The following is a 23,210-nucleotide window of genomic DNA, read 5'->3' as shown; positions in this document are numbered from 1 at the left end:
ATCAGCGAGGCGTGGGCGCGGCGATCTGCAGCGAGCGCGCGTAGTGCGCTGCGGATAACCGCGCGCCATCGCCGGTGCCGAGACGCTCGCGCAGGCTCGCGGGTGTAGCCGGCGCTGGTGCGACGAGTCCGCGGCGACGTAACTCCGGCACCAGGTGCGTGACGATGTCGGTGAAGGTCCCCGGCCGGGTCACATACATGAAGTTGAACCCGTCGACGTCGGCTTCCTGCTGCCATTCCTCGAGCGTGTCCGCCACCGTGGTGGGGGAGCCGGCCATGACGGGTCCCCGGCCGCCGATGCTGACCCAGCGCGCCAACTCTTCTACGGTCCACTCATGATCGGCGTCGCGCGTGAAGGCATCCAGGGCCGATCGATTCGCGTCCGTGGTGATGTGCACGAGCGGCGCGTCGTACGGGTACTCGGCGAGGTCGACCCCTGTCCAGCCGCCGAACAACGCGAGTGCCCCGCTGAGGCTTGCCGATTGGCGGTAGCTTTCCAGAAGGTCGGCCGCCTCCTCGTCGGATTCACGCACGATCGCGGTCAGCCCCGCGATGATCTTGATGGAGTATGGATCTCGGCCGGCCTTCTCGGCCTCTTCGCGCAGGGCCGAAGTGGTACGCCGCACAGCAGCCGGAGTCGGGCCGATGACAAAGATTGCCTCAGCATGCTTGGCGGCGAACTGACGGCCTCTAGGTGACGCGCCGGCCTGGAAAATCACCGGGGTCCGCTGCGGCGAGGGCTCACACAGGAACGCGCCGGGTACGTCGTAGTACTGGCCGTGATGGCCTATGTCATGCACCTTCGCCGGGTCGGCGTAGATGCCGCGCTCACGGTCACGGACGACCGCGTCGTCCTCCCACGAGTGTTCCCAGAGCTTGTAGCAGACCTCAAGGTATTCGTCGGCGATCTCGTAGCGTTCGTCGTGGGGGATCTGCGCGGTAAAGCCGAGGTTCTTGGCTGCCGAGTCGAGGTAACCGGTGACGACGTTCCAGCCGATTCGGCCCTTGGTGAGGTGATCGAGCGTGGTGAAGCGTCGCGCGAGCGCATAGGGCTGTTCGTACGTCGTCGTCACCGTCACGCCGAATCCGAGATTCTTGGTGGCGGCCGCCATCGCCGATATAGCGGGGATCGGATCGCTGACCGGCACCTGAGCGCCCACCCGGACGGCCTCGTCACGGGACCCGCCGTAGACGTCGTACGTGCCCAGTACGTCGGCGAGGAACAGCGAGTCGAATCCGCCATCCTCAAGGAGGCGCGCCAGGTCGATCCAATGTTCGAGGCTCGTGTAGTCGGCGCTTTGATCATCGTCGCGTGCCCATAGGCCGGGCGACTGGTGTCCGACACAGGCCATGGCGAATGCGTTGAGGGATAGCTTGCGGTTCATCGGGCACCTACCAGTTCGTTGGGGGATTCGGGCGTAGTTGGAGTAGGGGTCACATGTCGGGTCTCTTTGGCGAAGTAGGCCCCGGTCGCTGAAAGTACTGCCAGGAATGCGATGTACGCCGCCACAAGCCACGGTGCGTTAGCGCCAACACCGAGCAGCCACGCCGCGGCAAGAGGAGTCAAGCCACCGCCGAGTACGGCGCCAATCGCGTAGCCAAGTGAGGCGCCGCTGTAGCGCACTTGGGTGGGGAACAGCTCGGAGAACATCGCTCCCTGCGCGCCGTACTGGCTGTCGTGTCCGATGTTGATGCCGAGGATGAACGTCACGATGATCAGCACGCTAGAACCGGTGTCGAGCAGCAGGAAGGCCGGAGCGACGAACACGGCAGTGAAGATTGCGCCGAACAGGTAGACCGGCCGGCGTCCTAATCGGTCGGATAGGGCGCCCCATAGCGGCGTACTGGCCAGGCCGATCACCGACGCGATAATGGTCGCGACGAGGCCGATGTCGGCGCCGTCCGCGCGGACGTGGTTGGCGAGGTAGGTCAGTGCAAACACGGTGTAGAGGGTGAATGAGCCGATTTGGCCGAGGCGCATCGCGACGGCCAGCAGCACTTCGCGGGAGTTGCTCCGGAACACCTCGACGACGGGCGCCTTCTCCAAGCGGTCCTCGTCGCGCAGGGCGAGGAACTCGGCCGATTCGGTGATGGACAACCGCACAATCAATCCGACGACGACGAGTACGGCGCTGGCGATGAAGGGAATCCGCCAACCCCAGGACAGGAAGGCCTCGTGACCGACCAATGCCTGAACTCCGGCGTACGTCGAGGTCGCGAGGATCATGCCCGCGGCCGAGCCGGTCTGCGGGATTGCGCCATACAAGCCTCGTCGTTTGGCCGGGGCGTGTTCGACCGCAAGCAATACCGCGCCACCCCATTCGCTGCCTGCCGAGAGCCCTTGGAGAAGACGCAGCAGGATTAGCAGGAGAGGGGCGGCAATGCCGATCGTGGCGTAGGTCGGAAGGAAACCAACGAGGAAGGTAGCGGTTCCCATCAGGAGCAGGGATGCCACGAGCACACGTTTGCGACCGATCCGGTCACCGAGGTGTCCGGCGATCGCACCGCCGAGCGGGCGGGCCAAGAATCCGACGGCGTACGTCGCGAAGGAGGCGAGCACGCCGCCCGACGCGCTGGCGCCCGGGAAGAACAGCGGGCCGAGGATAAGCGCCGAGGCGGTGCCGTAGATGTAGAAGTCGTACCACTCGATTGCGGTGCCGACGAACGATGCCGCGGCGACCTTTCGGGTGGAATTGCGGACTCGGACAGGAGCCGCAGTCGAGACAGGTGCGGACACAAGTTTCCTTTCAGGGCAGGCCTGTAGCGCCGCCGACGTAATGGCAAGCGTGCAGAGACCCGCGAAGGGGAGCGAGGGGTGGCGAGCGGCCGCAGGCGCGCTCGAAATAGCCTGTACCGCGGTGCGGGTCAGGCGCTAAATGGTGATTAGCTCAGTCAGCAACAACAGCGCGACATGGTGGAACTCCTACATACCGAAGCCCAATGGGCTTGCACTTGCAGGGACTCGGATGAGACCTGCCTGGTCGTTATCCGGAGCACCCCGCCGCAAGTACGAGGGTTGCTGCCCAGCCAGCCGGACCTTGTCACTGGGGCTCGTAACCTTGTTAAACACGTTAGCACGCAGCGGTTCGACGATATATGTGACCTTTGTCAGCGGCGCGTGGGCATAGAGTCCGAAACATGGCTGCTGCGCGATTTCCCGGTCGGATGGTGGTTGCTGGCTGCTTCATTACCTTGATGACGACGTCGGGTCTGTCCTTCTATGGGCTCGCCGTGTACCTGAACGCGTTCAGCAACGAGCGCGGCTGGTCGCTGTCGTCGATCTCGCTTGCGAGCACGGTGTTCTTCGTGTCCTCGGGCGTCCTCGGCTATTTCGTCGCGAAACTGATCGCACGCTTCGATGCGCGGCGAGTCATGGTGGCCGGCGCGATCGTCGGAGCGGTCGCGCTTGCGTTACTCGGCCAGGCGCACGAGCGGTGGCAGCTCTATCTCATCTACGCGGTCTTCGCGTTTGGGTTCGGGGCCGCTGGCCTGATACCGACTACGACGGTCGTCACTCGCTGGTATCAAAGCGGTCGGGCGGTCGCGCTCGCCGTCACGTCCACCGGCCTGTCGGTCGGGGGCATGGTGCTCACGCCGATCGCGAAATGGCTGTCCGACGCCGTCGGTCTCGCCAAGGCCTCGCCGATCCTGGCCATTGTCTGGTTGGTCGGCACGGTGCCGGTCATCGTATTCATGATCAAACCTGCACCGCAGGCGATGGGGTGGTTACCGGACGGTGCGCACGTCGAACGCAACGTCGTGCCGCCGGCGCCCACCGGTGAACTATTCGCGACTGCTTGGCGGTCGCGGTTCTTCCGCTCGATGACCGTCGCCTACGTGCTGATCATGGCGGCGCAGGTCGGCGGCCTTCAGCAGATCGTGAAGCTGACCCAAGAACGCGCTGGTCCGGTTGCGGCCGCGTTCGCGACGTTCGCCGTCGCCGCGATGTCCGTGGTGGCCCGGCTCGCAGGCGGCCGGATGGTCAATCGACTGCCGATGACTGCATTCGCCGTTGGGCTTGGACTCACCCAAGGCGCCTCGCTGGTCCTCATGGCATTTTCCTATTGGACCTGGGCACTGTTCGGAACGATCCTGGTATTCGGCGCGACTATCGGCAATATCGTGCTGATGCAGTCGGTGCTGATCGGGCACCATTTCGGCGTACGCGACTACGGGCGCCTGTTCAGCGTGTCCAGGTTGTTCGTAGTCGTCGGTACGGCGGGCGGTCCGTTCCTGCTGGGCTGGCTGTACGACGTGACCGGTAGTTACGAGGTGCCGTACATCATCGCGGGCGCGCTGTCGGTATCCGGCGCCGTAGTCATGTCGCTGGCTGGCCGGGCCACCGAATATCGCGACGACGCGATGGCATCCGAACTCCCCGTCGCCGGTAACGAAGGCGGTTAGCTGTCACGTTCGTGCAGCGTCGGTGATGCCTTACGCAGCGCGTGATAATCCTCGTTCGACTGGCGCGCGTAGGCCAAACCCCACCGCACGACGGCCTCGTCGAACTTAGGTTTATCGCCGAGGTAGCCGGCGATAAACGCGGCATTCGGGCTTTGAGAGTGGGCACGTGCGAGCGCAGTGCCACAGGCCTCCACATACTCGTTGAATACCCTTGGTTCGAGGTCGGCCGCGTCGATGGAGACGTTGCCGTCGCGGAACTGCCGCACGTAATAGGTGTGCTCATGAACCTCGATGTAGCCGAGAAACGGATCAGACACCGCCTGCAAAATGCGTTGATTCGCCACCACGCGGTACCCGTTGTGATCGGTCGGCCCATGCGTCCCGGGTGGAAGCGATGCCGGCGCGACGCCAAACGTAGTGAGCGCGGAGTCGGTGGCCTCTTTAACCTGTAACACAAGTGGTTCACCGCGCGCGCCGGTCATGACGACGATGTAGCAACGCGTGCCGACACTGCCGACGCCGACAACGCGTCGTACGACATCGGTGGCGGTGTACTGGGACAGCAGGACCGAGACATCGGGTGGCAAGGTCGCGCGGTACTGGTCAACAATCTGCGCTACTTCGCGCTCGTCGCCGACGTCGGCGTGCATGAGGGTGGGTGGGTCTTCGACGATGGTGAGCGTTCCGTCCGCGGCACGGCGAGTGATCTTCCTGATCGCCCGCTCAGAGGTACGTCGTTTTGCACCCTTCAGCGCTTGATTGATAACTTTTTGCCACGACGGGTGGAATCGCGGGTCACTTGCCTTGACGTCGGCGCGCACGTAGTAACGCTCAACCGCGCTGAGGTCAAACATCTGGCGCAAGTCGACGCGGTATGCGGCGGCCGCGTGCATCGCGGTCGCGTAGGTCTGTTTGACGCTTCTGCCCTTGTGCTGGGCGGCGATGATGACGCTGGTGACGAAGCGCTTTACGTCCCATTCCCACGGGCCGAAAGCGGCCTCGTCGAAGTCGTTAAGGTCAAACACCATCGTGCGTTGTGGTGAGGCAAACAGGCCGAAGTTGGCTATATGCGCGTCACCGCAAATACACAGGTTGACGCCGGTGACCGTTTCGGTGGCCAGGTCGGCGGCCTGGAGGGCCGCGGTGCCTCGATAGAAGGAAAATGGGTCCTGAAGCATCCGCTCAATGCGCAGCGGGACTAAGTCGGGGAGCCGGCTCTCGTGCTGCCGGGCCAGGATGCCCAGCGGGTCGCGCTTTGGATCCGGCGTATAGACCCGGTGCGCACTGCGCGGAACCCTGGTGCGCGCGGCGATACCCTGCTCGATGAGTTCGTCGTACGTCACCACGTGTTCATGCTCGAACCGGAGTCTGCCCACAGAAGCGTTCACAAAGGACCCCCCGTACAAAGTTGTATGCCCACGGTACGACGTCCTTCGCTTTGCCGATAGAGTCCCGAATCGTGGCTAATGAGCGGTTTCCGGGGCGGATGGTTGTTGCCGGCTGTTTTATTTCACTGACGACGACGTCCGGACTGTGTTTCTACGGGCTCGCGGTGTACCTCAACGCGTTCAGCAACGAACGCGGTTGGTCGTTGTCGTCGATCTCGCTCGCGACGACGGTGTTCTTCGTGACGTCGGGCATCCTCGGGCTGCTCGTGGCGAAGCTAATCGACCGCATCGATGCCCGCAAGGTCATGGTGGTCGGCGCTATCGTCGGTGCGGTTGCGCTTGCCTTACTCGGGCAGGCGCACGAGATATGGCAGCTGTACGCCATTTACATCATCTTCGCGTTCGGTTTCGCCGCGTCGGGCCTGATCCCCACGACCACGGTCGTCACCCGCTGGTATCAGACCGGTCGTGCGGTCGCGCTTTCCGTCGCTTCGACCGGGTTGTCCGTTGGTGGCATGGTGTTCACCCCGATCGCGAAGTGGCTGTCCGACTCAGTCGGCCTCGGGACGGCCTCACCGATCCTGGCGGTCATTTGGCTGCTCGGAACTGTCCCGGTCATCATCTTCATGATCAAGCCGGCGCCACAGCCGATGGGCTGGCTGCCTGACGGCGCGCGCGTCGAGCGTGACATCACGCCCCCGCCGCCGACCGGAGAGGCATACGCTACCGCGGTCCGATCCCGCTTCTTCATCGCAATGGCAATTGCGTATGTGCTGATGATGGCCGCGCAGGTCGGCGGACTACAGCAAATAGTCAAGCTCGCGGAAGAGCGAACCGGCGCTGTCGCAGCGTCGTTCGCGACGCTGGTATTAGCGGGAATGTCTGTGATCGCACGTCTTGCGGCCGGACGAATTGTGCATCGCGTGCCGATGACCGGCTTCACGATCGTCCTCGGGATCCTGCAGGGCGCGTCGTTGGTGGTGATGGCATTTGCCTACGGTGCCTGGGCGCTGTTCGGCACGATCGTGGTCTTCGGCGCGACCGTCGGCAACGTCCTGCTATTGCAGTCGGTGCTGATCGGCCACCGGTTCGGCGTACGCGACTACGGGCGAATCTTCAGCGTGTCGCAGCTGATTGTCGTCGTTGGTACGGCAGGGGGACCGTTCCTGCTCGGCTGGCTATACGACTTGACTGGCAACTATAAGGTGCCCTACCTCGTCGCCGGTGCCCTGTCGGTGTGTGGCGCTGCGGTCATGTCGCTCGCCGGCAAGGCCACCGAATTCAAAGAAGAAGTCGTTGCTGAGGCGGTCGCGCCAGCGGCGATTACACCCTGAAACAATCAGGGCGAACGACGTATCGCGGCACGGCCAGCGCGTACGGCGCGTAGGTATCGGTGCTGTTGCGATGTCGCTTCTGGGTCTTCTTATGTGCAAGTGCATCCCGTAACGTCGGCGAAACTGACGCAATTTGGGGTCTGGCCTGCGCTAATGCTTGATCCCTTGACGAGGGGTTGTGTATGCCAGCAGGGGTCCGTCGTACAAGGAAAGGGCGCTCATCGCGGCGCATGGCCGTCGGAGCGCTACTGCTGGCTCCGTTGGTGGCGGTGACGCTTCCAGGTTTCAGTACGCCGTCCTACGCGGCTCCGGGCCTGCCGAACGGCTGCGTGCAGTCGGGCCAGGTGGTCACGTGCACCTACGGCTACACCGGGGGCGAACAGACATTCACCGTGCCGGACGGGGTGGCGATGGTTGATGTGTCCGCCGTCGGTGCGCCCGGCGGCGCCAATCCGTTTTCGACCGGCGGGCCGGGTGGAACAGCGTCGATTACCGGCTATTCGGTCACGGCCGGGCAGACGCTTTTTGTGGAGGTCGGCGGACCGGGGGCGAACGGCGGTCCCGACGGGTCGGTGGCAGGTGGGTTTAACGGCGGCGGAGACGGTGGTGTCGGTGTTCCCACTGGGGATGGCGACCCGCACGATAACGGCGCTGGTGGCGGTGGTGCGTCGGACGTGCGCACCGTATCCAGCGGCGGTGGCAGTTCGCTGGATTCTCGGCTGGTCGTTGCTCCTGGCGGTGGCGGGGGGTGCTACTCGGCCGACGGTGGTGGTGGACCCGGCGCTGACGGCGCCGATAGTTTCAATGGGTGGTCCGGGGGTGGGGGTGCGAGCGTTAACGGCGGCGGTGCCGCAGGACTAACCGGGGGATCGCCCGGCGCGATCGGTCAAGGCGGTGCCGGAGCGACTCCCACCTTTGACTTGAATGGCGACAGCGGTGGATGCGGTGGTGGCGGCGGTCTCTACGGCGGTGGTGGCGGAGGCTACTTCGCTTCAGGTGGCGGCGGGTCGAGCTATGCGCCCGGCGGCACCACCGGCACCGCGGCGCTCGACGCCGCGCCGCAGGTCGTCATCAGTTATACGTTGACCTCGTTGACCAGTGTCACAGTCGCGGACTCTAGCCTCGTCGGCGGCGGTGAGACGACCGGTACCGTTACGGTGAATCCGGCGAGCGGTAGCGACACGGTCATAGCGTTGTCCGCGTCTTCACCCGCGATCACGTTGCCGGCGACCGTGACGATCCCGGCCGGCGCGACCAGCGCGACGTTCTCGATCAACACCACGGAGGTTGCTGACGCGATCACGACGACGATCACCGCACAACTGGGCGCGACGACCCAGACGACGCAACTTACGGTCACCGCGCAGATCGTTCCCCCGTCAACACCTACGACCACAACGGCGACGACGCCAGCTACCTCAACAGCAACTACGCCGGCAACCGCTGGCTCGGTCGATTCGGTGGCAGCCACACCGACGGCGTACGACGCGCAGTTGGCAAAGACTGGCGCGCCGCTGTTGCCCGCGGCGCTTGGTGGAGTCGGCCTTATCCTGGCAGGCGGACTCGTGCTGCTCATGACACGAAGCCGGGGACGCCACACATAGCCCTCAACCGACATGCGGCAATCAAGCCGGTTAGCCTGCGTTCCACATTCTGTCCGGCGACGTTCGTATTACGTGAGGACGGGCAACATCGGTTGCCGACCGATCCGGGTTGCCCGTGCGGTGATTCAACGTGCACGGTGTACGCGGGTCTCCGTCCACACCGGTTCGGGTGACTCGTACACGCTGCCGTCCGTACCGAAGACGAGGAATCGATCGAAACCTCGGGCAAACCATCGATCGTGGGTTACCGCGACCACGGTGCCGTCGAACCCGTTGAGGCCATCTTCCAACGCCTCAGCCGACTGCAGGTCAAGGTTGTCGGTCGGTTCGTCGAGTAGCAGCAGCGTCGCGCCCGACAGCTCAAGCAACAGAATCTGGAATCTGGCCTGCTGACCGCCGGACAGCGAACTGAACTTCTGCTCGGCGTTGCGCGCCAGCTCGTATCTGTCGAGGACCCGGGACGCCTGCTCTCTGGGTAATCCTTTTCGGAACGTATCGCCGTGGTGCAGTATCTGCAGCAAGGTGCGGCGCATCAGTTCGGGGTGCTCATGAGTCTGGATGAACCAACCAGGCCGCACCCGCGAACCGAGCCTCGCGATGCCGGTGTGTGCGACTTCAGAGATATCGACATCGCCGATCGGCTGGTGCTCCGCGTCCGGATCGCTGCCGCCGCGGGCGAGGAGACGTAAGAAGTGGGACTTGCCCGAACCGTTCGATCCCAGTACGGCGAGGCGCTCGCCGTACCAAATCTCGGTGCTGAAGGACTTCATAAGACCGGTCAATTCCAGGGCATCGCACACGACGGCACGTTTGGCCGTCCGCCCGCCAGACAGTCTCATCGAGACGTGCTGCTCTCGAGGTACTCCTTGGGGCGGGCCCGCGTCCTCGAATTTGCGAAGGCGGGTCTGCGCGGCCTGATAGCGGCTCGCCATGTCGGAGTTGAACGCCGCCTTGTTCTTGTACATCAGCATTAGTTCGCGCAGCTTGGCGTGTTCTTCATCCCAGCGCCGACGTAGCTCCTCGAAACGCGCGAACCGGGCCGTGCGCGCGTCATTGTAGGTGCGGTAACCGCCCGGATGAATCCAGACCGTGTTGCCTGCGCCGCCGAGCTCTATGGTCGCGATCTGTGTCGCGGTGTTCGCGAGTAGCTCGCGGTCGTGGCTGATGTACAAGATGGTCTTGCTTGAGGACGTGAGCTGTTCTTCGAGCCAGGTTTTGCCGGGTACGTCCAGGAAGTTGTCCGGCTCATCAAGTAGCAGTATGTTGTCCGGCCCGCGCAGCAACGCTTCCAAAACAAGGCGCTTCTGCTCACCACCAGACAGCGCCGTGAGTTCGCGGTACTTCGCCCGTTCGAAGGGAACATCGAGGGCTGCAATGCAGCAGGTGTCCCACAAGACTTCGGCGTCGTAGCCACCGGCGTCGGCGTAATCGGACAACGCGTGGGCGTACGTCATTTGGGTCGATTCATCGTCTGTGTCCATGAGAGCTAGCTCGCAGTCGTCGACTGCGGCGGCTGTAGCACGCACGCGGGGAGGAGCCACCGAAAGCAACAGCTCCCGAATGTTCTCGTTGCCGGCCCCGACCATCTGCCGCATAACACCCACCGAACCTGCCCGCGAAATGCTGCCCGACTGAGCGGCAGTCTCACCGCTCACGATCCGCATCAGGGTGGTCTTTCCCGCACCGTTCGCCCCAATGAGCGCCATCTTGGTGCCATCGCCGACGCGAAACGACACGTCATCGAGCAGCACTCGCCCGTCTGGCAGGTGGTGGCTAACTTGCGCGATATCTATATGAACCATGGCTAGGACAGTCTGCACGACGGGAGGCTTTCGCTGCATTGTTTTAACCTCTTGGCTGCCGCGCTAGCCCAGAATATTTCGGTTGCCGCTTACCGTTTTTCCGACACGGGCGGACATCGGCACGCACGGGCGAGCGTCCCATCTAGGGTGGAATTCCGAGGCAGAGTTCTCGGTCCCTATTCGCGCTTGCTGAGTCGAGGTCCTTTAGTGCCAAAGATTGTCGACCATGAGGAACGACGTCGCGCCATCATCAAGGCGACCTGGCGGGTAATCGCGCGTCAAGGTATCGCCAATGCCACCACACGTGAGATCGCCAAGGAAGCGAACTGTTCGAGTGGCGTGCTCGCGCACTACTTCAAAGACAAGGCAGACATCATGGCCTCCGCGATGCGCGCCGCACACAACGAGGTGGTCGAGCGAGTCGCAGGGACAAAGCTCACCGGAATCGCTGCGCTGCGCGAGTACATGCTTGAGTGCCTTCCGTTGGACAAGCGCCGTCGCCTGCTGGCCTCGATAGAGGTAAGTTTTTGGGGCCAGGCCGTTGGCAACAAACAACTCATCGCGATTAACGGTGACGAGTTGGATACCTACCAAGGGCGGGTACGTCGGCGCCTTGTCGAGGCTGAGGCGGCCGGTGAGCTCCAGCCCGGTGTCAATATCGACCGGACCATCCGCGAGCTACACGTGTTGATGGACGGGTTGAGTGTGCAAGCCGCACTATATAAGGGAAGTGCCTCCCGTGAGGAGCAGGTTCGGATGCTCGACGAGGTACTTGCCCGGATTGTGAGCAAGAAGTAATCGCTCGCGATCGACAGCCGGTATGAGTATTTTTGTTAAACGTCCGGCAAAGTGGTCGCTATAACGACCACTTTGCCGGACGTTAGCGCAAGTGCCTCTATTTTGGAGAAACCCGCGTTACCGCTAGATACTCGCTGCGACAGTGGCGAACGCACCATCGATCCGGTCTAGTGCTTCATCGACGTCGGCCGGGGTGTGCGCGGCGGAGACAAACCCGTTATGTATGGGATGTACATACACTCCGCGCTTGACGGCTTCGTTCGCCCACGTGAAGGCGAGCTTGCTGTCGACGTCGCCCTGGAACTGCAGGAGCGGCATCTGGACTGGACCGCTGTGCTCGACTGTCAGTCCGTGCGACGCGGCCAAGGTCAGCAACCCGGCACGCCACTGCTCGCCCGCGGCGCGCATCCGGCCGAGTGCGTCGGTCTCGCGCAGCTGGGTAATGGTGGCGACCGCCGCGGCCATGGCCACCGTCGAGTACCAAAACGAACCGGTGACATACATCGTCTGGGTCGCCTCCCGCAGCGACTCGCGACCGGTGACCGCCGACAGCGCGTAACCGTTGGCGATCGCCTTCGACCACGCGGCGAGGTCCGGCTGTACGCCGAGGGAGTTCCAGCTGCCGGCGAGGTCGATGCGGAATCCGCAGCGCACGTCGTCGAGGATCAGTACGGCTCCGGTTTTGGTGCACAGTGTGCGGCATTCCTGCGCAAACTCTCTCGTCGCCGGCTCCTGCGTGCGGGCGAGTTCTTGGCGCACCGGGCTGATGATGATGCCAGCCAGGTCGTCGCCGGCCGCGTCGACGGCCTTGCGCAGCGACTCGATATCGTTGTACTCGAAGTAGTCCAGGTGGGCACGGTCTTCTGCGATGACACCACCGGTCAAGGGCGTGCACCACGGAATCGCTCCGTGATAGGCGCCGCCGGCGATGAGGATTTTGCGGCGGCCGGTCGCGGCGCGCGCGGTCGTGACGCAGGCGGTAGTGGCATCGGTGCCGTTCTTGGCCATCATTGCCCAGTCGGCGTGCGGGATCGTGTCGCACAGCAGCTCGGCGAGCTCGACCATGATCGGTCCGGGCCCGTTGAGGCAATCACCCTCGGCCATCTGTTTCGCGGCGGCGGCCTCGACGATCGGGTCTTGGCGGCCCAGCACGATCGGCCCCCAGCCGCACATGAAGTCGATGTACTCGTTCCCATCGGTGTCCCACAGCCGAGACCCCTTGCCGCGGGCCATGAACTGTGGGAACCCATCGGGCATCCGGCGCATGCTCATGTGCCCGTACATCCCGCCGGGTAGGACGGTCTTGGCACGTTCCCGGAGGGCGTGATCCTGGTCATGGGAGACCGTAGGTGCGGTCATTTCAAGAGCTCCAATGCGGTGTGTGTGATGCCCGGGGCATCGAGTTTGTAGAGGTCATAAAGCGCGGCCGGCGGCCCCACCGGCACGTGCTCGTCTGGTACGCCGTGCCGCTTGAACCGCAGTCCCGAGACGCCGGCCTCGAAAAGGGTCTCGGCGATCGCAGTGCCGAGTCCGTTGGTGCGGTTAGCTTCTTCGACGGTGAGTACGGCGCCGGTGTCTCTCGCGGCGGCCAAGACCTCTGTGACATCGAGCGGGCTGACGGTGAACATATCGACCACCCGGGTCTGGATCCCCTGCGCAGTTAACGTTTCCGCGGCAACTAGCGAGGGGTGCACCGTCGACCCGGTCGCGAAGATCGTGAGGTCCTTACCTTCGCGGACGCGTATCGCCTTGCCGAACTCAATCTGCGGTACGTCGGCGTACACCTCGGGATCGCGGCCGCGGCCGAGCCGGATGTACATCGCGCCCGGGTGATCCATCGATGCGCGCAGTACGGCGCGAAGATGGTTGGCGTCGGTTGCGCAGACGACTGTCAGGTCGGCGATCGTACGCATCAGTCCCAGGTCCTCCAGGCTGTGATGACTGGTGCCGTAGAAGCCCATCGAAATGCCCGAATGGTGCCCGACGACGCGCACCGGCATCTTCGGGTAGGCGCAGTCGGTGCGGATCTGCTCGGTGCCCAGCAGCGCCGAGAAGGACGCGAAAGTCGCAGCGAAGGTGACATATCCGCAGCTGGCCATCCCGGCCGCCATGGTGATCATGTTCTTTTCGGCGATCCCGACGTTGACGAACCGTTCAGGATGCCGGGCGGCGAAGTCGATTGCACGGTTGGAGCGCCCTAGGTCTGCGGTGAGTACGGCGACGCGTGGGTCGTTGTCGGCGATGTCCGCGAGTTCCTCGCCGAAGACGAACGCCGGGATCGCGCGAGTGTCTTTTCCGTCGAAGGAGCGTGTGTCACGCAGGCCGGTGTTCGCTGTGCCGTTGAAGATTTCGGATTGGTCCTGCCAGTCAGCCATTATCGGACATCTCCGTTCGGTACGCCGACGGTGAGCTCGGCGACCACGTCGTCGTAGTCCTGCCCGACGAGATTGCCAACGTGCCAGTCGGGGCTCAGCTCCATGCGAGCGACGCCCTTGCCTTTGATGGTGTCGGCAATGATGCATGTTGGCCGCGTATGGTCCTCGTCCTCGATCGCCGCGAAGGTTTCAAGGATGGTCGGCAGGTCGTGACCGTCGATCCGCACGGTGTTCCAGCCGAACGACGCAAACCGATCCTCGATCGGCTCCACCGTCATTACGTCCTTCGTAAACCCATCAATGCACAGCTGGTTGGCATCGACGATCGCGCGCAGGCGGCCCAGCTTGTAGTGGCCCGCGGACATTGCCGCCTCCCAGATCTGGCCCTCGCCGAGCTCGCCGTCGCCAAGTAGCACCCAGGTGTTGTAAGAACGCTGCGACATGCGGCCGGCCAGTGCCATGCCAACTCCGACAGACAGTCCGTGGCCGAGTGACCCGGCGCTGAAATCGACGCCGGGGATCTTCTTCATGTCTGGGTGATCGCCGAATGGGCTGCCGAGCCGAGTGAAGGAGTCCAGCAATGCGGAGTCGTAGTACCCGAGATCAGCCAGCACAGGGTAGAGACCGATTGCCACGTGCCCTTTGCTTAAGACTAGGCGGTCCCGGTCGGGATGCCTTGGCTCGTCGGGATTGAGCCTGAGCTGGTGATAGTAGAGGGCCGACAGAAGCTCCGCGCACGAGAAGACGGCGGAATAGTGACCGGCGCCGGCGATCCGGGTGAGGCGCACAGTTTCCAGGCGAATGAATTTCGCCCGCTCCTCTAGATCGGCTATCGAGGCACGGCGCGCGGCTAGCGCGGTAGTTTCCACGTGGCAGCTCCTTGCTTAGTGTTGAGGTCAACTTGACGGAAATATAGCGATCGTCCGAAATAAAGATAGCCGACATCGAGGATCCTAGGCAAGGGATCCGCCCAAATCCGACTGTAGACCGGGATGCTTGCACGTTTTGTGGCTCGAACCTATATCGCTCAGGCGCTCGAAAAAGATACGCTGTTGATCATGAACTCTTATGACGTAATTGTGATCGGCGGTGGCATCGCCGGTGTCGCGGCGGCCTACGAACTGGGGAAGACGCGCTCGGTCGCCATACTTGAAATGGAGTCCACGCTCGCGTTTCACACGACGGGACGGTCGGCAGCTACCTTCTTGGAAACCTATGGTGGACCCGAGATCCGCGCTCTGACGACCGGCAGCCGGGCGTTCCTCGAAAACCCATCAGAGACGTTCGACAGATCGCCGCTCTCGCCACTGGGACTGGTCTGGGTGGCAACCGAGGGCGATGAGGCGAAGGTCGACCGGATGTACGCCGAGATGCGTGGCCTCGTGCCGAGCGTGCAGATTGTCTCGCCCGAGCAGGCGACCGAAATCAATCCGATCCTCAACGTCGACTACGTCTCGGCCGCGCTCTATGAGCCCGAGGCCAGGGAGATCGATGTTCACGCGCTGCACCAGGGATACGCGCGCGGCTTCAAGGGAATCGGTGTCGTTCACGCGGCCGCGCGGGTCGTCGCCGCGCATCGCGAGAATGGCATGTGGACCCTCGCCGACTCCGGAGGTCAGCGTTATCGAGCGCCACTGGTGGTCAATGCGGCGGGAGCCTGGGTTGACGTGGTGGCGGCGATTCACGGCGCGCGGGGGATCGGAATCCGGCCGCTGCGCAGAACGATCTTCATGGTGCCGTCGCCGGGCGGCTCGCGTACGGCGGGACTGCCGATGGCTGCTGATGTCAACGACGAGTTCTACGTCAAACCTGACGGCGAGCAGTATTTGTGCTCGCCCGCGGACGAAGTGCTCCAACAGCCCAGCGACCCGCGCCCCGATGAACTCGAGATCGCCCGCGCTATCGACGTCATCAATGACGCGACCGGCCTGGACGTGCGACATGTCCGCAGTACCTGGGCGGGCCTGCGCAACTTTGCGCCGGACCGGGTGCCGGTCATCGGCTATGACCGCGAGGTCGAGGGATTCTTCTGGTTTGCAGGACAGGGCGGCTACGGCATCCAAACCGCCCCCGCCGCTGCCTCGCTCGTGGCGTCATTGATAGATGGCGAGGGTGTACCCGCCGATCTTGAGGCTCGCGGACTGAGGTCGGACTCGGTCAGTCCGGAACGCTTCTCAGTGCAGGTCTCCTCGGCGGGTACACGACGGTAGCGGTTGGCGCGCATCGCCATGAAAGATCATTGACCGATCGTCAAGGGCGCCCTAAAGTACGTCGAAGGCAGTGATCAGACGTCCGAAATAAAAAACTTGCCAACCATAATTGAGAGATAGAGGAATGATCAGTATGTCCACCAGCGGAAACTCCGTGACAGCTGAAATAAGCGGCTATTGCTCGGTACTCGAGGCCCCGCCCGGGACGGACGTGCGAGTCATGGTCTCGACTACGGCCAACCAGTTTCGATTGGGACTGGCTAAGGCAAGTGCGAGTGGCGGGACCGACGAGCTTAGTCACGCGCTCGAGCCCGTCGGTGGAGTCGATGAACAGATCCTGGCAGGCAAGGTGCAACATTGTCGAGCCGGGTCCTACGGTTGGGTAGACGCGATAGTGACCCCGGCGGGCACCGACACGTTGACGATCAGCGCCGTAATCTGGCCGACCTTGGCGGATCTGGGCCGCAGCCAGACCGTCATCGAACTTACGGCCGAGGGGCTTATGTTCGCACTCGAGTTGTCGCCGGAGGGATGGCTGCGCGCCGTCGCCGGCGCCTCAGGCGACGACCGGACGATCGTCACTGCCGGTCAGCTGCACAGCCGCTATTGGTACCTCGTCGAGGCGACCCTTGATGCGAAGACCGGTACGCTCCGAGCGACCACACTGCCGATCGACTCGCCGGTGCCCGGTGATGCGCAAGTCGACGCAACGGTGCCGTTAGACCATGCGGTCATGCTGCCTACCGAGCTGGCTATGACCCTGGCAGGGCGTCGGTCGGCCGACGGCCTTCGACGAGTCAACGCCGACGGTTTCTACAACGGAAAAATCGACACACCGCTCCTGCGCGTGGGAAGCGTCGAGCCGTCACTCGCCGCACAACGGCTGCCGCATACCGACATCGACGACGAGGGATCGGTGATCGCGCGCTGGAATCTCGGGGCCGATCCTGCGGGCGTGACCTTCGCCGACGCATCGGGCCACGGATATCACGGCGAGTTCGTCAATGCTCCGATGCGCGCGGTGACGGGATACCGGTGGAAGGGCGACTGCCTGGACTTCAACTTCGATGCGGTCAACTATCGTGCGGTCTACTTCCACGATGATGATCTGGAGGATGCTTCGTGGGAATGCAGCGCAGTTGTGTCGCTGCCTGCGGACCTGTCATCCGGCATGTATGCGGTCACGCTGTCCTGTGACGGCGCCGAAGACCACATACCGGTTTTCGTCGTACCGGCCGTGGGTGCGCCGCGCGCCAAGGTCGCGTTTTTGACCCCGACATTTACCTATTTGGCCTACGCGAACGGCCGGCTCGCCGACGAGGTCGATTACGAAGGGTCCGGGCTCACCAACCGAACGGTTGTCCTTTGCGAGAGGGAAAGGCAGGTCCGCCAGCATCTGGAGTACGGATCATCAACATATGACCTGCACACAGACGGTTCCGGCGTCTGCTATTCCTCCCACCTGCGGCCCGTCTTGACCATGCGCAATGATCATCGCAGCGCGATCCAAGACGCCCCACGGCATTTCGCCGCAGATCTGGCGTTGACGACCTGGCTCGATTCGCTTGGGGCTGGTTACGACGTCCTCACCGATCACGGCCTGCACGCGCGCGGATACGACGAGATTAAGGACTACACGGTACTTATCACCGGCAGCCATCCGGAGTATTGGAGCTCACGGATGCTCGACGCGGCGGAGGAGTACAAGGCCGCCGGCGGAAGCATTATGTATCTCGGTGCAAACGGGTTCTACTGGGTCACCAGCGCATCGAAGGACCGGCCGCACCTGATCGAGATTCGCCGCGGCACGTCCGCGATCCGCAGCTGGGAAAGTGACCCCGGCGAGCTGTACCACAGCCAGAGCGGTGAAATGGGCAGCCTGTGGCGCTACCGCGGGCGCAGCCCCAACAAGCTCGTCGGTATCGGGATGACCAGTCAGGGCTGGGACACCAAGGCGCCGGGTTTTGCGCGCACAGAGCATGCGATGGATCCCCGCGCGAAGTTCATCTTCAACGGGATCGATGACGAGCTGATCGGCGATTTCGGTCTTGTTATGGGCGGTGCCTCCGGTGACGAGCTTGACCGTGCAGATCCGGCCCTCGGTACGCCGCGACATGCGCTCACCGTAGCCACGTCTGAGCCTCACTCGAAGTACTACTTGCTGGCTACAGAAGAGATGCGACTGCCGACACCGATGATCACCGGCGAGAACAACCCAAAGGTGCGCTCGGATATCACCTTCCTTCAGACGCCGGCCGGTGGCGCCGTCTTCTCGGTTGGATCCATCACCTGGGCCGGCAGTCTCGCCTACAACAATTTTGACAACAACGTGGCGCGGATGACTGAGAACGTCCTTCGAGACTTTCTGCACCGCAACGTCGAGAAGTGAGCTGCGGGCTTCGCGCGGTGCGATTAGGAGGCAACGCATGACCCTCGAAATGGAACGCGCGCGCGACGCGATCATCCGGACCGGTATCAGCCTGCACGAGTCTGGCCTTAACGTCGGCACGTCCGGCAACCTCAGTGTCCGGATCGGTGACGAGGTTATCGTGACGCCGAGCGGACTGGATTACCGAAGCATCACCCCCGACGACCTCGTAGTCATCGACCTAGAAGGTAACGTGCTGAGCGGCCGCCGCCGACCGACCTCATAGGTGCCTTTGCATCTGACGACCTACCGGTGCTCGGATGCGCAGGCGATCATCCATACCCATTCGAAGTACGCCGTTGCGGTGGGGACAATCGCCGACGAACTTCCCGCAATCCACTACACGATCAACGTCCTCGGTGGTCCGGTCCGCGTAGTGCCGTTTGAAGTCTTTGGCTCGCGCGAGCTCGCCGCGGCCGCCGCGGCGGCTTTCGTTGATCGGCAGGGGATCCTCCTTCGCAACCATGGCGCGGTTACCTACGGATCGGTCCTCGCGCAGGCATTGGACCGGACGGTAAAATTGGAGTGGCTGGCCGAGATCTACTGGCATGCCAGTGTCGCCGGCACGCCGCGCATTCTGAGTGCGGCAGAATTGCAGGCCGTGCGAGACCAGGGCGCACGGCTGGCGTACGAAGCATGAGCGCTCAGCCAACAGTCGCCGTTATTGGGACGTTTCTCGTAGATATCCTTGGTCGCCCGGTCGGCGACATCCCGCAGGGTCAGGCAAGCGTGCGGATCGAGCAGATCCGGATCACCGCCGCTGGCTCCGGTGCCGGTACGGCGGTCGATCTGGCGCGACTCGGGGCCAAGGTATACGGCGTCGGGGCACGTAGCACCGATGTGATCGGCACCGTGTTGGCTGGATTGCTCGCCGACGAGGGGATCGACTCCTCGCTCCTCAAGGTGTTGGACGGTGCGCAGACCTCCGCGTCAATGCTGCCGATCCGGCCGAACGGGGACCGCCCCGCGCTACATGTACCTGGGATCAACGGTCTTGTGCGGGTCAGCGACCTCACGTTCCCTGCCTGGGAGGGGATCGACGGACTACACCTCGGTGGCGTCGATGCCATGCGGAATCTCGAGACCACCGAACTAGTTGGCGTGCTGAAAGCGGCGAAGTCGGCAGGCGTGTTCGTGTCGATGGACGTTCAGTCCGGCCGGCCCGCCGACAATCGCTCCGACATCCTGGACCTGCTGCCATACGTCGATGTGTTCATGCCGAATCTCGAGCAAGCCCAGTCTCTGGTAAATGCCGTCGATCCTGAGGCAGTGCTTTTAGCTCTGCTCAATCATGGGGCCGCGTCGGTCATCCTCACGCTTGGTCCGGACGGATCGCTCTACGGCAGCGGCGTGGAGCGACGTCGTACGCCGGTATATCCGGTCGAGGTATTGGACACCACCGGCTGCGGCGATGCCTTCTGCGCGGCGTACCTCATGGGCGCGCTCCGCGGTGTGGACGTCCCGGAGCGTCTGCAGCTCGCGACCGCCGCCGGCAGCCTGACCGCGACGGGGCTTGGCTCGGACGCCGGCATCGTCGGCTGGGACCAGCTCGTCGACTACGTCCGCGCCGCCGACGTCCGCGGCCGGCTTGGCTAGTCACCACCGCCCGGTGTCACGAGGGCTTGAGTCGGTGGGTTAGTTTCAGGTCAGGGCAGACGACTCAAGGGTGAGTGAGGGTATGGATCTACAGTATTCGCCAGCCGACGAGGCATTCCGCGACGAGGTGCGTGCTTTTCTCGACGCCAACCTCACTGACGATCTGCGGCGCGCGGGGAGGCTCGCGACGAGCGTCTATCCCGACCACCACGCCAGCATGCAGTGGCAGGAGATCCTCCGTCAGCGCGGTTGGGCCGCTCCCGCCTGGGCGGTAGAGCACGGCGGGTGCGATTGGAGCGCGTCTCAGCACTACATCTTTAGCCGTGAGGCCACGCTCGCGGGTGCGCCGACTCTGTCGCCGATGGGTATCCGGATGGTCTCGCACGCCATCATGAAGTTCGGCACCGCCGCGCAGAAAGACTTTTTCTTGCCGAGGATTCTGACTGGCGAGGTGTTCTTCTGCCAGGGATACTCCGAACCGGAGTCGGGTTCAGATCTCGCCTCGCTGACCATGGCTGCCGTCGACGATGGCGACGATTTGCTGTGCACAGGCAGCAAGATCTGGACCACGCATGCGGGCGAGGCCAACTGGATGTTCGCGCTGGTCCGCACCTCGAAACATGACAAGAAGCAGCAGGGGATTACGTTTCTCCTGCTTGACATGACCGCGCCGGGAATTGAGGTGCGCCCGCTTGTCATGACGTCGGGTGAGGAGGTCCAAAACCAGGTCTTCTTCGACAACGTACGAGTGCCGAAGAAGAATGTAATCGGCGAGATCGACGACGGGTGGACCGTCGCGAAATACCTGCTCGAGTTCGAGCGTGGCGGTGGGGCGTCATCACCGCGCTTGCAGGTGATGCTCGACCGGCTCGCAGACGTCGCGAGCACCCAGCCAGGTCCGACCGGACGGCTCATCGATGATCCGATGTTCGCAGTCAAGCTCGCGGATCTGCGGATCCGCTGTGACGTACTCGAAGTCGTGGAATATCGGACCCTGGCCGTGCTGTCTGAGGGGAAGAATCCCGGTCCCGCATCCTCGATGCTCAAGATCCTCGCGACCGAGCTCAGCCAGGACATCACCACACTCACGCTTGAGGCGGCCGGACCGCAGGGACATGCGTATCAGCCGCATGCCACGATGCCCGGCGGTCCGGTCGACGAGTTTGCCGCGCCCAGCGACGGTTATGTCAGTGGGGATCCGTGGCAGGCCGTTGCCGCGCTGCATTACTTCAACGACCGCGCCGGTTCGATCTATGCCGGCAGCAACGAGATCCAGCGAAACATTCTCGCCAAAGCTGCATTGGGGCTATAGATGGACTTCTCTCTTACTTCCGAACAGGAATCGCTGCGCAAAACGGTCTCGTCGTTTCTGTCGAAGCGATACGACCTCGACGCCAGTCGGCGAGCGGCTCGATCGGGGGTCGGCTGGCAGCCGGAGATATGGCAGGCGTTCGCCGATGAGATCGGTATCCTGGGCGCGACGTTGCCGGCGTACGCCGGAGGTCTCGACGGTGGCGCCGAAGAACTGATGGTGATCGCCGAAGAGCTCGGCCGGGCGCTCGTTGTAGAGCCGTTCGTTGGGACGGTTGTGGTTGGGGCGGGGCTGTTGCGGCGGGCCGGGGGATCGGCGGCAGACGCCGTGCTAGAGGGAATCGCGTCCGGACGGGTCCGGGTCGCTTATGCCGCTGCGGAGCCGGATTCCTATCCGTCTGGTCACGATGTGACGACGACGGCTGTCCGGGATGGAGACGGCTGGGTGCTCAGTGGCGCAAAGACGCTGGTGCTTGATGCGCCGTTGGCGACCCATCTGGTCATCTGCGCGCGCACGTCCGGTGACCGGCGCGCGACCGGCGGACTTTCCCTATTCCTGCTGGAGTTCGACGCCGCCAACGCGCCCGCGGGAATGAGCGTGCACAGCTACCGGACCATCGACGATCGGCATGCCGCAGACATCGACTTGAGCGACGTCCGGCTCCCGGCCGACGCGTTGATCGGTGAGGTCGATGAGGCGTGGTCGGTTATCGAGCCGATGCTCGACGAGGGGACTGCGGCTGTCTGCGCGGAAGCCGTCGGTCTCATGCGCAAGGTCGTCGCCGACACGGTCCAGTACGCCAAGGAGCGGCGGCAGTTCGGTCAGCCGATCGGCACGTTCCAAGTGCTGCAACACCGCATGGTCGACATGCACATCGAGTTGGAACGCGCGGTGTCCGCTGCCTATCTTGCGATCCTGCATCTTGGCGATGACCGTGCGGTCCGCGGGCGTGCGGTGTCCGCTGCGAAGGCCACCGTCAGTCAGGCGGCGCGGTTTATAGGTCAGAACGCCGTCCAGCTGCACGGCGGCATGGGGATGACCCAAGAGCTCGCGATCGGGCACTACTTCAGGCGGCTGACGGCGATCGAGAGCGAGTTCGGGTCCGCGGACTTTCACCGAGCCCGATATGCGAGTCTGACTACTCCGTAGCCACGCTACGGCTATTTCGCGGATAGATGGGAGGATCGGTACCGGTAGTCCGGTACCGATCCTCCCATTAGCGATAGAGGGCGGATGAGCTACGGCGCTACCGGTGGGTTGGACTGTGCGTTGACGTCCTTGAAGTGAGTCAGCCCGACGACGATGAACAGCGCCTCGGCCTTCATCACGACCCGGCCGGTCTCGTCGGTACCCTCGGCGCTGACGAAGAGTTTGCGTCCGTCGCGGCGGTCCAGGCGGGCGCGAAACACGTACGGCGTACCGAGCAGAACTGGGGCTAGGTAGTCGACCCCGAGGTGGCGGGTCACTCCCGGTTCGCCGACGGAGTACAGCACGAAACCGAAAAGATCGTCGATGACCGTCGCCACAGCCCCTCCGTGCGCGATCCCCGGTGCGCCGGTGTGGCGCGCATCGAACACGTGGCGCGCGAGTACGCCGTCGCCGTCGCGGAGGACTTCCAGCTGGTGCCCGTGTGGATTGTCCTGACCGCAGCCGAGACACATCGGGTGATGCGATGGGAGCGGCGACTGGTCGTCGTGGTCCTTGTCGAATCGCTTCGACCAGCCCGACATATGGCGGGCTAGGTCGTCATCGAGCGTGTGGGATGCCGGTTCCGGGGTAGTGGGCGAGGTCATCGGGAAATAGAGTCCTGTCGTGCGTGAGCGTTGTCGAAATGGTGGCATGCCGAGCCGGGTTGGGACACTCCACCACTGCATGACCGTACGCCGCCGGCGCGACGGTTTGACCGTGGTGGTGCCAATGTCACTGGTGCCAGTGTCACTGGGCCAGCGCCCCAGGTGCC

At 63.6% G+C, this 23,210-nt stretch carries 17 protein-coding genes, 1 pseudogene and 1 riboswitch; of the genes and pseudogenes, 10 read left to right on the top strand and 8 right to left on the bottom strand.

The window, feature by feature from the left end; all coding sequences use genetic code 11:
* Position 1: 1 nt before the first annotated feature.
* A complete protein-coding gene (locus CLV47_RS09460; protein WP_106348783.1) occupies positions 2 to 1,384 on the bottom strand; it encodes an LLM class flavin-dependent oxidoreductase in 1,383 nt (460 codons plus the stop codon).
* On the bottom strand, positions 1,381 to 2,736 hold the full coding sequence (locus tag CLV47_RS09455) for an MFS transporter (RefSeq protein ID WP_106348782.1): 1,356 nt from the start codon (positions 2,734 to 2,736) through the stop codon (positions 1,381 to 1,383). The genes CLV47_RS09460 and CLV47_RS09455 overlap by 4 nt, the downstream gene beginning before the upstream one ends.
* Before the next feature lie 206 nt (positions 2,737 to 2,942).
* A riboswitch (SAM riboswitch) is annotated at positions 2,943 to 3,058 on the bottom strand.
* Positions 3,059 to 3,137: 79 nt separating this feature from the next.
* Between CLV47_RS09455 and CLV47_RS09450 the strand changes: the two genes are divergently transcribed.
* A complete protein-coding gene (locus CLV47_RS09450) occupies positions 3,138 to 4,403 on the top strand; it encodes an MFS transporter (protein ID WP_106348781.1) in 1,266 nt (421 codons plus the stop codon).
* Here CLV47_RS09450 and CLV47_RS09445 read toward each other — a convergent pair.
* Positions 4,400 to 5,749, bottom strand: coding sequence for a DUF2252 domain-containing protein (locus CLV47_RS09445; RefSeq protein ID WP_106348780.1), 1,350 nt, complete (start codon positions 5,747 to 5,749; stop codon positions 4,400 to 4,402). The two genes, CLV47_RS09450 and CLV47_RS09445, sit on opposite strands and share 4 nt — an antisense overlap.
* Positions 5,750 to 5,862: 113 nt before the next feature.
* On the opposite strand from CLV47_RS09445, the gene CLV47_RS09440 reads away from it, so the two are divergent.
* A complete protein-coding gene (locus tag CLV47_RS09440) occupies positions 5,863 to 7,125 on the top strand; it encodes an MFS transporter (protein ID WP_146135342.1) in 1,263 nt (420 codons plus the stop codon).
* Between the two features lie 230 nt (positions 7,126 to 7,355).
* Positions 7,356 to 8,729 carry a glycine-rich protein gene (locus CLV47_RS09435; protein ID WP_106348778.1) on the top strand — a complete coding sequence of 458 codons (1,374 nt, stop codon included), beginning with the start codon at positions 7,356 to 7,358 and terminating at the stop codon, positions 8,727 to 8,729.
* Between the two features lie 125 nt (positions 8,730 to 8,854).
* Here CLV47_RS09435 and CLV47_RS09430 read toward each other — a convergent pair whose 3' ends face one another.
* A complete protein-coding gene (locus CLV47_RS09430; RefSeq protein WP_238145301.1) occupies positions 8,855 to 10,549 on the bottom strand; it encodes an ABC-F family ATP-binding cassette domain-containing protein in 1,695 nt (564 codons plus the stop codon).
* Between the two features lie 189 nt (positions 10,550 to 10,738).
* On the opposite strand from CLV47_RS09430, the gene CLV47_RS09425 reads away from it, so the two are divergent.
* Complete coding sequence (locus CLV47_RS09425) at positions 10,739 to 11,329, top strand: TetR/AcrR family transcriptional regulator (protein ID WP_146135341.1); 591 nt, start codon at positions 10,739 to 10,741, stop codon at positions 11,327 to 11,329.
* A 123-nt stretch (positions 11,330 to 11,452) separates the two neighbouring features.
* Here the strand turns inward: CLV47_RS09425 and CLV47_RS09420 are convergent, their stop codons facing one another.
* The 3 genes from CLV47_RS09420 to CLV47_RS09410 are packed head-to-tail and all read right to left on the bottom strand — an operon-like array spanning position 11,453 to position 14,573.
* Positions 11,453 to 12,688, bottom strand: coding sequence for an aminotransferase class III-fold pyridoxal phosphate-dependent enzyme (locus CLV47_RS09420; RefSeq protein WP_106348775.1), 1,236 nt, complete (start codon positions 12,686 to 12,688; stop codon positions 11,453 to 11,455).
* Positions 12,685 to 13,704 carry a transketolase family protein gene (locus tag CLV47_RS09415; RefSeq protein WP_106348774.1) on the bottom strand — a complete coding sequence of 340 codons (1,020 nt, stop codon included), beginning with the start codon at positions 13,702 to 13,704 and terminating at the stop codon, positions 12,685 to 12,687. The genes CLV47_RS09420 and CLV47_RS09415 overlap by 4 nt, the downstream gene beginning before the upstream one ends.
* Positions 13,704 to 14,573: a transketolase gene (locus tag CLV47_RS09410; protein WP_106348773.1), complete on the bottom strand. Its 870-nt coding sequence runs from the start codon at positions 14,571 to 14,573 to the stop codon at positions 13,704 to 13,706. The genes CLV47_RS09415 and CLV47_RS09410 overlap by 1 nt, the downstream gene beginning before the upstream one ends.
* A 189-nt stretch (positions 14,574 to 14,762) precedes the next feature.
* Here CLV47_RS09410 and CLV47_RS09405 point away from each other — a divergent pair, with 189 nt between their 5' ends.
* The 6 genes and pseudogenes from CLV47_RS09405 to CLV47_RS09375 all read left to right on the top strand — a co-directional run bounded on the left by CLV47_RS09405 (position 14,763) and on the right by CLV47_RS09375 (position 22,399).
* Positions 14,763 to 15,914 carry an NAD(P)/FAD-dependent oxidoreductase gene (locus CLV47_RS09405; RefSeq protein WP_106348842.1) on the top strand — a complete coding sequence of 384 codons (1,152 nt, stop codon included), beginning with the start codon at positions 14,763 to 14,765 and terminating at the stop codon, positions 15,912 to 15,914.
* 154 nt (positions 15,915 to 16,068) lie between these two features.
* Entirely contained in the window at positions 16,069 to 18,303 is a 2,235-nt protein-coding gene (locus tag CLV47_RS09400; RefSeq protein WP_146135340.1) for a N,N-dimethylformamidase beta subunit family domain-containing protein, read from the top strand.
* Positions 18,304 to 18,340: 37 nt separating this feature from the next.
* Positions 18,341 to 18,982: pseudogene (locus tag CLV47_RS09390) on the top strand (class II aldolase/adducin family protein).
* Positions 18,979 to 19,938: a carbohydrate kinase family protein gene (locus tag CLV47_RS09385; protein ID WP_106348769.1), complete on the top strand. Its 960-nt coding sequence runs from the start codon at positions 18,979 to 18,981 to the stop codon at positions 19,936 to 19,938. Before CLV47_RS09390 ends, CLV47_RS09385 begins: the two are co-directional and overlap by 4 nt.
* 82 nt (positions 19,939 to 20,020) lie before the next feature.
* Positions 20,021 to 21,250 (top strand): acyl-CoA dehydrogenase family protein, encoded by a 1,230-nt coding sequence (locus CLV47_RS09380; protein ID WP_106348768.1) that lies wholly within the window; start codon positions 20,021 to 20,023, stop codon positions 21,248 to 21,250.
* On the top strand, positions 21,251 to 22,399 hold the full coding sequence (locus tag CLV47_RS09375; protein ID WP_106348767.1) for an acyl-CoA dehydrogenase family protein: 1,149 nt from the start codon (positions 21,251 to 21,253) through the stop codon (positions 22,397 to 22,399).
* Positions 22,400 to 22,488: 89 nt separating this feature from the next.
* On the opposite strand, the gene CLV47_RS09370 is transcribed toward CLV47_RS09375, so the two are convergent.
* Entirely contained in the window at positions 22,489 to 23,043 is a 555-nt protein-coding gene (locus tag CLV47_RS09370; protein ID WP_106348766.1) for a PaaI family thioesterase, read from the bottom strand.
* Positions 23,044 to 23,210 lie beyond the last annotated feature (167 nt).

This window comes from Antricoccus suffuscus (assembly GCF_003003235.1).
GTDB classification, from domain to species: domain Bacteria; phylum Actinomycetota; class Actinomycetes; order Mycobacteriales; family Antricoccaceae; genus Antricoccus; species Antricoccus suffuscus.
This window is presented reverse-complemented; position numbering and strand designations above follow the sequence as displayed.

Bases quoted from the DNA above. Each gene is read 5' to 3' on its own strand.
- CLV47_RS09405 (WP_106348842.1), top strand. From the start codon at position 14,763: ATGAACTCTTATGACGTAATTGTGATCGGCGGTGGCATCGCCGGTGTC.
- CLV47_RS09370 (WP_106348766.1), bottom strand. From the start codon at position 23,043: ATGACCTCGCCCACTACCCCGGAACCGGCATCCCACACGCTCGATGAC.
- CLV47_RS09380 (WP_106348768.1), top strand. From the start codon at position 20,021: ATGGATCTACAGTATTCGCCAGCCGACGAGGCATTCCGCGACGAGGTG.
- CLV47_RS09420 (WP_106348775.1), bottom strand. From the start codon at position 12,688: ATGACCGCACCTACGGTCTCCCATGACCAGGATCACGCCCTCCGGGAA.
- CLV47_RS09460 (WP_106348783.1), bottom strand. From the start codon at position 1,384: ATGAACCGCAAGCTATCCCTCAACGCATTCGCCATGGCCTGTGTCGGA.
- CLV47_RS09375 (WP_106348767.1), top strand. From the start codon at position 21,251: ATGGACTTCTCTCTTACTTCCGAACAGGAATCGCTGCGCAAAACGGTC.
- CLV47_RS09385 (WP_106348769.1), top strand. From the start codon at position 18,979: ATGAGCGCTCAGCCAACAGTCGCCGTTATTGGGACGTTTCTCGTAGAT.
- CLV47_RS09415 (WP_106348774.1), bottom strand. From the start codon at position 13,704: ATGGCTGACTGGCAGGACCAATCCGAAATCTTCAACGGCACAGCGAAC.
- CLV47_RS09450 (WP_106348781.1), top strand. From the start codon at position 3,138: ATGGCTGCTGCGCGATTTCCCGGTCGGATGGTGGTTGCTGGCTGCTTC.
- CLV47_RS09435 (WP_106348778.1), top strand. From the start codon at position 7,356: ATGGCCGTCGGAGCGCTACTGCTGGCTCCGTTGGTGGCGGTGACGCTT.